This is a genomic window from Heliorestis convoluta (genome assembly GCF_009649955.1).
Classification (GTDB): domain Bacteria; phylum Bacillota; class Desulfitobacteriia; order Heliobacteriales; family Heliobacteriaceae; genus Heliorestis; species Heliorestis convoluta.
This window is the reverse complement of sequence record NZ_CP045875.1, coordinates 2674064-2686213: the sequence shown is the minus strand read 5'-3', so window position 1 is coordinate 2686213 and position 12150 is coordinate 2674064. Positions and strand designations below refer to the sequence as shown.

The window sequence follows — 12150 nt, the reverse complement described above, 5'->3', positions numbered from 1 at the left end:
ACGCGAAATAGTGAGTTTAGCGAGGCAAAGGAGTAACGGAGCATTTGAGGGAGGGAAGTATTTGAAGGCAAAAATGTCTAAGTGGTGTGAGGGTGAACGTATAAGATTAGCAGATGTTGTTCCATTGGACACACCTATATCACTTTTAATAGAACCTTCAAGCGTTTGCAACTTCAGATGTTTTTACTGTTTTCATGGCAATATGCAAGAAGAAATAAAAAAACTTGGACACATGAATAAAGTAATGGAGTATTCTATTTTTGAAAAACTTATAAAAGATGCTTTAATATTTCCAAGGCAAGTTAAAGCTATTAATTTATCGAGGTTTGGGGAACCTTTGATAAACAAAAAAATTACAGAGATGGTTTATTTGGCAAAGTCATCTGGTGCTTGTAATATGGTAAAAATTATTACTAACGGATCTCTACTTACACCACAATTAAATAAAAATCTTATTAGTTCCGGATTGGATGTATTACGAATCTCTATTCAAGGGATATCAGAAAAACAAATATTTGATACTTGTGGATACAAGATTAATTTTTATGAATTCGTGAGAAATATTGAGGATTTTTATAAAAACCGAGGAAATTGCAAAGTTTTTATTAAGATTTTAGATAATATAGTATCAAATGAGACTGAAAAGTTTTATCAGATATTCGGAAATATTTGTGATGAAATTTCAATCGAACATTTAATTGAGAATAAAAATTATGTGGCAATAAAAGACAAAGGAAAGAAAGAGCTTATTAATATGATGGGTGAAAAATGTGATAATGTAGATGTCTGTAGTAGCCCGTTTTACTCGTTAAATATTGCCGCTGATGGAAGTATATCTCCTTGTTGCAACGACATAGAAGGAAAAATAATCTTTGGGAATGTAGTTGAGAACTCTCTAGTTGACGTATGGAATAGTAAAAAGCTAAATTTATTTAGGGTCATGCATTTGCAAGAAAAGAGATACCATCATCAAGTCTGTGGAAGATGTTGTGCTCCTACCTATACAAATCAAAGATATGATAATATTGATTCTGTTAAAAAAAGCTTATTAAAACATTACAACACCTAAAGTCACTAGATATTGTAATGCAAAAATTTGCATTTGCATTGACTAATTATTAATTTACTAAACCTTGTTTAGCAAACAAGTTGATATTTCTAGAATTTTGCCAAGGTAAACGAGAATTGTTGTGTCAAAAGATCTAACAATTGAATAGTCGTTCCCCTATAAGGAGTAGGTTGCCACTTACCACGATCAACCATTTCTAATTCAAAAGAACCATCAAGGTGTTCTTTTATTTCAGGACATTCGTACTTCAACAGTTCTTTCATTAATTTGCTTGGCATTTTAAGCCACCTCCTGTTTCTTATCCTGCATTGGGTAACCTCGGAAGGACCAGTTAAATGGATGACCTTCAGTTGTGTTCCAATTAAGGATAAACTGCATCACGCTTTCTTTCAATTCTTCAATCACTCCAGCGTAAGCAACGGCGGTGCAAGATAGAGAAAAAGATTTCTACTTGGTTGATCCAAGACGCGTGAATTGGGGTGTAATGAAAAACAAACTTATTGTCATGACGAGCATTAAATTCAGTCCATCTATTTGAAGCACCATCATAATGTATATTGAGATTGTCCCAAACAACATGAATTTTTGGCACGTCTTTGTAAGCTTCAGCCACTGTTTCCATGAAAGCAACAAGGTCTTCGCCTTTGCGAGTTGAGCTACAATGAGCTACTACTTTTCCTGTGCTAATTGATGCCTTTCTGCGGTAGCTTCTGTGAGTATCGTGATGGTCCAGTCTGAGTAAGTATCGAAACCATAATTACAAGGGGCATCACAGGCTATAGATATTAATTCAACAATAGAAAATTTAAAGGGGCCCCAGAGCGTGGTAAGTCGTGAAGTCCTTTAATGCTAAAATCGGACTGAATAAATCGATCTCGCCATTTGGTTACTGTTTGGGTCTCATCGCCCGATCGTCATTTTCATGATGACTAAATACGACATAAATTGACAAAATCCCTCAAAAACCATTTTATTCCAACTGTTCTTTTGGCTTAGTTTTTATACATCAACGAATTTATGGGACGCTGCACTAGTCGGGTATATAAATTGTATAGATTAAATACTAAAAAAGAGGTGTGAGTATGAGAGCTGTAATTAATCCGGCGTATGTAAAAGAAAGAATACAGTTAGGGGAAGTATTACCATTGAGTGGTCCCTATAGAATAACAATTTCTGCCTCGCAGATTTGCAATTTCAAGTGTTTTTACTGTACTCATTCTTTAGATAAAAACAAAGTTTTAGAAACTGGATTTAAGTTTAAGAATATGGAATATGAAGAACTTATCTCTTTGGCAGATCAACTACTAGAATTTCCTCAAAGGTTAAAACTTATTGTTTTTTCAGGAATGGGAGAACCACTTCTTAATGAAAAGTTACCAAATATGATAAAATATTTAAAAGATAATAATGTATCTGATAGAGTGGAGATGTATTCAAATGCATCATTATTAAATAAAGAGATAACACATAAGCTAATTGATGCTGGGTTAGATAGTCTAAAAATATCTCTTGAGGGACTATCTTCAGAAAAATACAAAAAAGTTTGTAAATGTAACGTCAACTTTGAAGAGTTCAAATCTAATATAAAATATTTTTATGAGAATAGAGGACAATGTAAAGTATATATAAAAATCATAGATGCCTGCTTGGGAGAAGGAGAAGATAAAAAATTTTATGAAATGTTTGGAAGTATATGCGATGAAATTTTTATTGAACATTTGAGTGATTGTCAACCCTTAACAGGAGATTGTGAAGGAATTGTAAATACTACGAGAACTATGTATAACGAGCCTGCCGTAGTATCTAGAGTTTGTCCATTGTTATTTTATTCATTATATGCAGACGCTGATTGCAATATCTATCCCTGTGTTACCTTAGGGCTACCTTTAAGTTTTTCGGTAGGCAACTTTAGAAATGAGAAAATCATAGATATGTGGAACGGTGAAAAAGTAAGAAGGTTAAGATTACAACATTTAAATGGGGAAAGAAATAGTATATCAGTATGTAAAGAATGTGGCAATATGACAGCTATGTACCATAAAGAAGATGACATAGACAAGTATGCAGATAAAATTAAAATTCTAATGAATGATGCTGAATAACCTTAAAAGTTTGCAAAAGTGAGGTAACAGCAGCATAGCTTGCCTGAATGTATCCATTAATGTCATTCAATCAGTTAAGAGAAAAGCCAGAGGTTATCGCTTAAGCAGGAATTTTATTACTTTGATCTACTGGGGTTGCGAGTGGTCTTAGTTTGATGTTGTGAGTAAGCTCATTGCGATATCTTTTCGAATACCCACATAAAATATCAAAGAGCCTCAAAATTCTGGTAAGTAACTATCCTGATGATATTCTGAATATGGGGGAGAAAAAATGGATGAAATAAAAAAATTTGACATAGAGAGAAATGAAGCTATAAAAGAAATGGCTAAAGATAAAGAGATGAAAGAGATATCCAACAAATGGATGCGATTTAATACAAAACACAAATATGTATATAATCACAAATGGATGGGTGTGCCAATTATTCAGTTGCCTAACGATATAATGGCTATACAAGAATTGATATGGGAGGTTAAACCAGATTTAATTATTGAAACCGGAATCGCTCATGGTGGTAGCATTATACATGCTGCTTCGATTCTTGAGCTTCTTGGAAATACTGGAGAAGTATTGGGAATAGATATTGAAATTAGAGAACATAATTTAAAAAGAATAATGAGTCATCCAATGAGTAAGAGAATTAAAATGATAGAAGGCTCTTCAGTAGAAGAAAAAACATTAAACTACGTAACTAAAATATCTTCAAACAAAAAAAACATAATGGTTTTTTTAGATTCATGTCATACTCATGAACATGTTAAAAAAGAGCTAGATATTTACTCCAATTTTGTAAGTAAGGGTTCTTATTTAGTTGTATTTGATACATCTATCCAGTTTGAACCTAACGAGTTTTGTGATAATAGACCCTGGGGGGTAGATAATAATCCTTGGACAGCTGTCCATGAGTTTATTAAAGAAAACGAAAACTTCATTATAGACGAGAGTATTCACAATAAGCTTGTTATAACATCTGCTATAGATGGATATTTAAAGAGAGTCAAATAGTCATAGATAACGATTTCAACTAATTCCACCAATTAGTCTATTAAAGGGTGAACGTTTAGAGATTATATTAGCTTACTTCTCAGTGGGCTTGTTCGAAAACTGGGTGATATAAAATGAGTAAAGTACTGGTAACGGGAGCAACTGGATATATAGGTTCGCATATTACCAGATCATTAATATTAGATGGTTACGACGTACATATCACGATGCGACCTTCGTCAGATAATTACCTGATTAGTGATTTACTAGACAAAGTTACTGTTCATACAATAGATGAAAAAGGTGAAGTTTTTAATAATATATTTTTTAAAAATTGCATTGAAAGTGTCTTTCACTTAGCTACATTTTTTATTTCAGATCATGAAACTCAGGATATTACACCTTTGATAAACTCAAATATCCTTCTAGGAACTCATATTTTAGATGCAGCGGCTAAGGCAGGAACAAAGCATATAATTTACGCAGGAACACACTGGCAAAATTATGGGGGAGTAAACTACGATCCCGTTAATCTATATGCAGCAACAAAAGAGTGTTTCCAGGTATTAGCAAAGTATTATATTAATACTAGTCAATTGCGTATGCTTACTCTTAAAATATGTGATACTTATGGAAAAAATGATCCTAGAAATAAAGTATTACCGCTTTTATTAAAGATTTCAAAGACGCAAGAGTACCTTGAGATGTCAACGGGAGATCAAGAGTTAGGGCTTGTTTTTATTGATGACGTAGTTAAAGCATTTAAACTTGCTCACGAGAGAGTAAAAGATTTACAAGCTCATGAGGAAGAAACCTATATGGTTGCTCCTGAAAAGGTATATACTTTGAAAGAAGTAGCCCAGTTTGTTACTGAAGTAACGGGAAAAGAGCTAAATATTCATTGGGGAAAACGCCCTTACAGAAAACGAGAAATTATGAAAGTAAAACCCATTGCTAAAAATATTTTAGAAAATCAAGAAATGGTTGACTTAAAAAAAGGGTTAGAATTGATTTTAACATATGATAAAAATAGGTATGTTTCCCCCTAAACAGCATTTTGGGAATTATTGCAAGAGAACAACTCATTTATAATCGATAAATCTATAAATGAAAAGGTGGTTATCACTTACGCACCCAATGTTTTTTAAATAGAGTTAAATAGATCTTTTTCAGGAGGATGGCCATGCCGGAGATACTGCATATAGCGTCCCATATGGGCGGTGGCGTTGGAAAAGTACTAGCAAATGCAACTGTTCACGCCAATTCAACATCTGATGCGTATGTACATAAGATTATCTGTCTAGAAGAGCCTGAACAAAGACAATTTATTGATTATGCCCAAAATAATGGAGTATCAGTAAAAATAAAACCGCCTCTGAGAGAGATATGTGAAGATATGAGTGTTGCTGATATCGTTCAGGTTGAATGGTGGCATCACCCTGTTATGGCAGAGTTTATGGTTCGTCACTTAACACAAAAGATGCGTTTAGTTATTTGGAGTCACAATTCCGGCCATTTTCCACCTGTCATAGAACCGGCTTTTATAAAAGAGCCCCATTGCTTTATATTCTCTACGCCTTATTCCTATGAAAGCCCTTATCTTAGAAAAATGTCAGAAGAGGAGTTAAAAAAACAGACTGAAGTCGTTTTTAGCTCAGGTGGCTTTAAAGGTTTGAGCGGTATAATTCCTCATAGAACCCGAGGGTTTCGCATAGGTTATGTGGGTACCTTGAATCCTTGTAAATTGCATCCTAAATTTGTAGAATACATAAAAACTGTTAACATCGGTGAAGCCACGTTTGTCATGGTTGGGGATAGTACAGATAAACGGTGGATTGAAGAGTTAGCTCAAGAGCATGGGGTTACTGAACAACTAGAATTTAAAGGGTATATACAAGGTATATCTCAAGAATTGAGACAGATGGATGTATTCAGTTATATTTTGAATCCAAAACATTACGGTACGACGGAAAATGCGTTGTTGGAAGCGATGGCAGTTGGCATCCCTCCTGTTGTGTTGAATCAAGCTGCTGAGAAATTTTTAGTACGACATATGGATACGGGAATCGTGGTAGAAGATGTTAAATCTTATGGACAAGCTATAAGATTTTTATATCAAAATCCAGAAGAAAGAAAAAGATTGGGCGATAATGCTAGTAAATGGGTAAAAAGAGAGTTGTCGATAGAGAAAACAGTGGCAAAATTACATGATATTTACGATTCTTTATTGAATAAAGAAAAAAGGGACTTTGATTTCTGTACTGTTTTTGGGAAAAATCCAGCTGATTGGTTTCTTTCTTGTTTAGGAGATGAACGTAGTTTTTTTTATTGGTTAGAAAATATAAATGAAGCCACTGAAAAAAATGAAGTTCAGAGAAGATGGCTTTTAACTAGTGACATATTAAAAGAGAAAAACAAGAGTTCTCTTTTTCATTTTTACAGATATTATCCGAAGGATTCACGATTATCAAAATGGGTTCAATTATTACAGGGGCATTGTTAATACAAGCACAATGTGGATAATTTCCTGGTTATGGATTGAGGGAGGTAACTGGATGTTTCAACTCAGGGAAACGTTCCTCCAAGGATGTGTGGAGTTAATTCCTAATATTTTTACGGACCACAGAGGAGAGTCCATTAAGACATATCATAGTGATGCATTTAAGAATATTGGTATTTCACATGATTTTAAAGAGGATTTAATGGTTACTTCTCAAAGAGGGGTCTTAAGAGGACTTCACTTGCAATATCCTCCAAAAGAACAAGCTAAGTTGATCTATTGTGTCAGGGGAAGTATCTTTGACGTGGCTGTGGATGTCCGAAAAACATCACCTACATATGGTCAATTTGTGAGTTTTCATGTCGACGCTGAAAAACATAACTTGGTTTATATTCCTTCTGGGTTTGCCCATGGGTATTTAGTTTTAGAAGACGATACGACGGTTGTTTATAAAATGTCTTCGGTTTATTCGCCTGAACTAGAAAGCGGTTTTCTTTGGAATTCTCTAAATATAGATTGGCCAATTACGGAACCTATATTGTCTTATAAGGATAGTCAACTACCTCTATTTAAGGATTTCAGAAGTGCTTTTTGAGCTGATTACTCTGATTAATAAAGGCGTTTCTTGTATGTTGTTATTAATGCAGGTTCTATTGAGCAACGGTGAAAAAGTGAGTGTCTAGGAGAAAAGATTAATTTATTGCGGGAGGATATGTTTTTGAAAGTAGTAATCCTATGCGGTGGCTATGGTACGCGTATTAGCGAAGAGTCTCACTTGAAACCAAAACCAATGATTGAGATTGGGGAAAGACCTATATTATGGCATATTATGAAACACTATTCTTATTACGGATTAAATGAATTCATCCTTTGTCTTGGATATAAAGGTTATATGATTAAAGAATACTTCTCTAATTATTTTTTACACGGTTCAGACGTTACATTTGACTTAACCAATCGAAATAAAATGGAAATCCATTCTTGTGAATCTGTTGAACAATGGAAGGTAACTTTAGCAAATACCGGCTTAGATACGATGACTGGCGGTCGCATCAAACGCGTAAAAAAGTACATCGGAAATGAAACTTTTATGCTTACATATGGTGATGGTGTATCAGACGTTAATCTTGAAGAGCTTTATGAATTCCATAAGTCTCATGGCAAGTTAGCAACAGTAACAGCCGTTCAACCAAGTGGTAGATACGGTGTTTTAGGTATTAATGAGGAGTCCACGGTACTAGAATTTGTTGAAAAGCCGAAAACACTAGATGTTTGGATTAATGGCGGCTTCTTCGTATTGGAGCCAGAAGTATTTGAATACATTGAAGGCGATCACACATCATTTGAAGGAGCACCATTGAATAAGCTTGCAGAATTAGGTCAAATCGTGGCATTTAAACATGCAGGATTTTGGCAATGTATGGATACACAGAGAGACAAGTTTACGCTTGAAAGCTTATGGAATAAAAGACAAGCCCCCTGGGAGGTTTGGGAGTGTGACAGATAGTTTCTATAGTGGAAAAAACATTTTAGTAACAGGACATACAGGATTTAAGGGGTCATGGCTTACAATGTGGTTAAAAAAAATGGGAGCCAATGTAACAGGCTATGCTCTTGAACCTCCAACCAATCCATCATTATTTGAGCTATGTCAGATAGAGAAAGAGATGGAATCTATAATAGGTGATATTCGTAACAAGGAGACTTTTGCAAAGACTATAAAAGCTTCAAAACCAGCAATTATATTTCACTTGGCTGCTCAACCTATTATCAAAACTTCCTATCAAAATCCTCTCGAAACTTTTGAGACTAACATAATGGGCACGGCGAACCTTTTAGATATTCTTCGGACGACTCCATCTGCTAAAGCACTGGTAATTGTTACTACTGATAAGTGCTACCACAATAATGAATCGTTCTGGGGTTATAAAGAAGATGACCGTTTAGGAGGACATGACCCTTACTCTAGCAGCAAAGCATGCTGTGAATTGATTACAGATTCTTATCAAAATTCATTCTTTCACCCAAATGATTATGACAATCATGGCTTGGCCATTGCTACAGCAAGAGCTGGCAATGTTATCGGAGGCGGAGATTTTGCAGAGAATCGACTAATACCTGATTGTGTACGAGCTTTAGAAAAAGATGAAGAAATAAAAATTAGAAATCCCCACGCTATTCGCCCCTGGCAACATGTACTGGAGCCTTTATCCGGATATCTCACACTAGCAGAAAGACTATATAATGAAGGTCCTAAATATAACGGAGCTTGGAACTTTGGTCCATCTGAAGATAACGAGAAATCAGTACAATACATAGTGGATAACTTTGTTAGCCTTTGGGGAAAAGGATGTTGGGTTAAATATGATGAGTTAGACTTACATGAAACATCATACTTGAAGCTAAATTCTTATAAGGCAAGACAGCTTTTAGGGTATCAGACAAAATGGCATATTGATCATGCATTAAAGCAAGTGGTTGATTGGACGAAGGTATATGTTCGTGATCGTCGATGCATGGTTGATTGTTGCATAGAGCAGATAGTGGAGTATGAGGGGTGTGAGTAGCTGAGGTAAACAAGCTACCTCAGACCGAAAGCACTGCGTTGATTAACGTTGCAGTTCAAAGTTCGAAGTAAACTTCAGCATATATGGAATAGATGACTGGTGGCGCAACTCTACCGGTCAATATGACGCGGGAGCAATTTAGCTAAACTATGCAATAGGCTACAGCACCGTATAAAGAGACGGTCGCTTCAACTAGAAAGTCCCGCTTTAACTCGACCAATAGTTTTGCACTCTGTGAATTTTTTTAGGTAAAAGTAGTCCGAAGGAAGATAGTCCTTCGGTCTTTATTTTTCCAGTGCAGTGTGCGATCGTCGACTCACTAGTAGTAATTCTAACGATAGATAAAGAAAAATAACTATAACTATAGCTAATCACTCTAAATAGCGACTAATCGCCTCTTATGGCTGTTAAGTCTATAAGCTGTCATTACGATACTATAAAAAAGGTTATTCAAACATTCGACAATTAGAAAGATAGAGTCGGTTAACAGAATTAGCAAGCAAACCACAAAAATTTGTCTTCAGGTATACTAAAGTTTTTTTACAAACATAGCATAATTGACCTATAGTTTTACAAGGATGTGAAACTAAATCTCTGTCATCCTTAGCTCAAGGAGGAGATTAGCTTGAGGATAAACCATAATCATAATGCGCTCAATGCATTTAGACAGCTAGGCGCAAATAATACAATTGTACAGCGATCACTGGAACAGTTGTCATCAGGTCTTAGAATCAATAAAGCTGGGGATGATGCAGCAGGCTTAGCTATATCAGAAAAAATGCGAGCTCAAATCAGGGGACTAAACCAAGCTTCAAGAAGCGCTCAAGATGCGATAGCCATGATCCAAACTGCTGAAGGAGCATTGGGAGAGACCCATAATATACTTCAACGCATGAGAGAACTTTCTGTTCAAGCTGCCAATGATACATATAATGTAGATCGACAGGCTGTACAAAACGAGATTAACCAATTAACCAAAGAAATAGATCGGATAGGCAACGCTACAGAGTTTAACACCATTAAGCTGCTAAATAGAAGCTCTGTCTCACAAGCAGAAATTGATACTATGATATCGAACCTAAAAAAATGGTGGCTAAAAGAAGCTGAAGATCTTGTAAGCCAAGCTTATGGAATAACAGCCAGTGGAGTCAATATGGAAGTCGTCATTTTTGATAACCGTAGCCATCCAGCGGCCGCTTTGGTTCGTGCAAGTTTTGCAGCTGATTCAGGTAATACAACTGGTATACCAGATATAACAGGCAAAGGCTCCAATCTCAAGCTTGAAATCAATCTCGCTCATGCTAGGCCAGTAGATGGATCTACCGATGGAGGGACAGGTCCGCAGTACGTTAGCCGTGTTATGGCTCATGAAATGGTGCACGCAGTGATGATGACAACGATGAACTTCGGGGATATGTCTATATGGTTTCAAGAAGGTACTGCAGAATTTATTCACGGTCATGATGAATTTTTGCAATGGAGCATTGACTCAAATGGTGGAGGAAATGCCGGTCTAACAAAGGTTGTTGATAACATTGGTACTGGCGCTTACTCGGACTGGAACAGCACTCCCCTTGACTATTCCACAGCCTATGTAGCAACACGTTATTTGGACTGGCAAATAAGAGAAAATGGTGGCCAAGGAATTAAAGATGTTATGGATCTTCTTAAAGCAGATGATTCCAGAAATTTAGATCAAGTTTTTGCTATGTTAAATGGTACAGGTAAGATCAATTTTTCGAATACAACTGAATGGGCAGCAGAGCTGAGGGCTGAAGTGCGAACTTTAAGTGATCTACTAAACAAGACAGGTATAAACCTAAATGATGGTGATACTGGCTCAATTATTGGATCATCTATTACAGGAGATCCATCTGACGCGAAAACAGCAGAAACAATTCTTCCTCAAACAGTAGTAGTAGCAGACTTAGAGCAACCATTATCAGGCTTTAACTTAACTTGGCCTTCTTCAACTGAGTTGCAAAACAGTGAGCTGCTAATGCAGATAGGAGCCAATTCTGGGCAAAGTATAACTATCAAATTTAATGATATGAGAGCGGCTGCATTGGGAATATCAGATTCAGGAAGAGGTTTAGACGTATTAAATCACAAAAAAGCTTCACATGCCATTACAAAATATGATGAAGCTATCACCTTAGTTTCAGCAGAAAGAAGTAAACTAGGCGCTTACCAAAACAGACTAGAGCACACCATTAAAAATCTTGAAAATACAACGGAAAATTTACATGCAGCAGAGTCCCGTATTAGAAATGTAGATATGGCTAAGGAAATCATGAATTTTACGAAGATGAATATTTTGCACCAAGCTTCCCAAGTGATGTTGAGTCAAGCCAACATGCGCCCGCAAAGTGTACTACAGTTATTGACGTAACAAAAAGCTCTAATAGCTCACATATGAGCACTATTAGAGCTTTTTGTTCCAAAATTTTTTCATGAGAAGCTACGCACAATAATGAATGTACAGTAATGAAATACGCAACTTAGTAAGGAGTGAATTATAGATGGGAAGACAGTTTCAAGCTCAATGTAAAAATTGCGGTGAACGCTTTGAAGTTCGAGAAGGTGGCGGAAGAGACTTTTATCTCTTGCATTGCGATAGCTGTGGCAAAGAAAAGGCAATCAGAATGAATGAAATCATGAAGAACATACCAATAGGCGATAAAAGCCTATCGTTAGAAGAGAAGATTGAAAAGTATGCAGGCAACTGTGAAGATGGACATTACAGAATCAAAGCCAAAGCTCGTTGCCCCAAATGCAACTCTGATGAGTACGGTATGAGTGGCGATGAGAAAGCAAGAATAGCTTTTTACGATTGAGCTTAGATCGAAAGCTCCAAAAAATCCCCACTTTGAACAAGATGGGGATCTGAACCAACTGATCCCTTTGCCAAAGGAATCTTTGTCCGA

12 protein-coding genes are annotated in these 12150 nt (G+C 36.0%); 10 read left to right on the top strand and 2 right to left on the bottom strand.

What is annotated here, in order from left to right; translation table 11 throughout:
- The first annotated feature begins 61 nt into the window (after window positions 1-61).
- A complete protein-coding gene (locus FTV88_RS12845; RefSeq protein WP_153725979.1) occupies window positions 62-1069 on the top strand; it encodes a radical SAM/SPASM domain-containing protein in 1008 nt (335 codons plus the stop codon).
- Between the two features lie 89 nt (window positions 1070-1158).
- On the opposite strand, the gene FTV88_RS12840 is transcribed toward FTV88_RS12845, so the two are convergent.
- Window positions 1159-1347 (bottom strand): hypothetical protein, encoded by a 189-nt coding sequence (locus FTV88_RS12840; RefSeq protein ID WP_153725978.1) that lies wholly within the window; start codon window positions 1345-1347, stop codon window positions 1159-1161.
- Between the two features lie 119 nt (window positions 1348-1466).
- Window positions 1467-1757, bottom strand: coding sequence for a transposase (locus tag FTV88_RS16205; protein WP_368277595.1), 291 nt, complete (start codon window positions 1755-1757; stop codon window positions 1467-1469).
- Between the two features lie 394 nt (window positions 1758-2151).
- Between FTV88_RS16205 and FTV88_RS12830 the strand changes: the two genes are divergently transcribed.
- From FTV88_RS12830 to FTV88_RS12790, 9 genes are all read left to right on the top strand, one after another.
- Window positions 2152-3171 carry a radical SAM/SPASM domain-containing protein gene (locus tag FTV88_RS12830; RefSeq protein WP_153725976.1) on the top strand — a complete coding sequence of 340 codons (1020 nt, stop codon included), beginning with the start codon at window positions 2152-2154 and terminating at the stop codon, window positions 3169-3171.
- 271 nt (window positions 3172-3442) lie between these two features.
- On the top strand, window positions 3443-4177 hold the full coding sequence (locus tag FTV88_RS12825) for a cephalosporin hydroxylase family protein (RefSeq protein ID WP_153725975.1): 735 nt from the start codon (window positions 3443-3445) through the stop codon (window positions 4175-4177).
- Window positions 4178-4290: 113 nt separating this feature from the next.
- A complete protein-coding gene (locus FTV88_RS12820) occupies window positions 4291-5205 on the top strand; it encodes an NAD-dependent epimerase/dehydratase family protein (RefSeq protein ID WP_153725974.1) in 915 nt (304 codons plus the stop codon).
- A 128-nt stretch (window positions 5206-5333) separates the two neighbouring features.
- On the top strand, window positions 5334-6659 hold the full coding sequence (locus FTV88_RS12815) for a glycosyltransferase family 4 protein (RefSeq protein ID WP_153725973.1): 1326 nt from the start codon (window positions 5334-5336) through the stop codon (window positions 6657-6659).
- A 52-nt stretch (window positions 6660-6711) separates the two neighbouring features.
- Entirely contained in the window at window positions 6712-7251 is a 540-nt protein-coding gene (gene rfbC, locus FTV88_RS12810) for a dTDP-4-dehydrorhamnose 3,5-epimerase (RefSeq protein ID WP_153725972.1), read from the top strand.
- Window positions 7252-7374: 123 nt separating this feature from the next.
- Window positions 7375-8163, top strand: coding sequence for a glucose-1-phosphate cytidylyltransferase (gene rfbF / locus FTV88_RS12805; protein ID WP_153725971.1), 789 nt, complete (start codon window positions 7375-7377; stop codon window positions 8161-8163).
- Complete coding sequence (gene rfbG, locus FTV88_RS12800; protein WP_243137153.1) at window positions 8153-9223, top strand: CDP-glucose 4,6-dehydratase; 1071 nt, start codon at window positions 8153-8155, stop codon at window positions 9221-9223. The genes rfbF and rfbG overlap by 11 nt, the downstream gene beginning before the upstream one ends.
- A gap of 625 nt (window positions 9224-9848) precedes the next feature.
- Entirely contained in the window at window positions 9849-11615 is a 1767-nt protein-coding gene (locus FTV88_RS12795; protein ID WP_153725969.1) for a flagellinolysin, read from the top strand.
- A gap of 130 nt (window positions 11616-11745) precedes the next feature.
- The gene (locus tag FTV88_RS12790; protein WP_153725968.1) at window positions 11746-12060 is read left to right on the top strand and encodes a hypothetical protein; all 315 of its coding nucleotides are present in this window, start codon (window positions 11746-11748) and stop codon (window positions 12058-12060) included.
- The last annotated feature ends 90 nt before the right edge of the window (window positions 12061-12150 follow it).

Coding starts and splice junctions, on each gene's coding strand:
- FTV88_RS12790 (WP_153725968.1), top strand. CDS start 11,746: ATGGGAAGACAGTTTCAAGCTCAATGTAAAAATTGCGGTGAACGCTTT.
- FTV88_RS12830 (WP_153725976.1), top strand. CDS start 2,152: ATGAGAGCTGTAATTAATCCGGCGTATGTAAAAGAAAGAATACAGTTA.
- FTV88_RS12840 (WP_153725978.1), bottom strand. CDS start 1,347: ATGCCAAGCAAATTAATGAAAGAACTGTTGAAGTACGAATGTCCTGAA.
- rfbC (WP_153725972.1), top strand. CDS start 6,712: ATGTTTCAACTCAGGGAAACGTTCCTCCAAGGATGTGTGGAGTTAATT.
- FTV88_RS12815 (WP_153725973.1), top strand. CDS start 5,334: ATGGCCATGCCGGAGATACTGCATATAGCGTCCCATATGGGCGGTGGC.
- FTV88_RS12820 (WP_153725974.1), top strand. CDS start 4,291: ATGAGTAAAGTACTGGTAACGGGAGCAACTGGATATATAGGTTCGCAT.
- FTV88_RS12825 (WP_153725975.1), top strand. CDS start 3,443: ATGGATGAAATAAAAAAATTTGACATAGAGAGAAATGAAGCTATAAAA.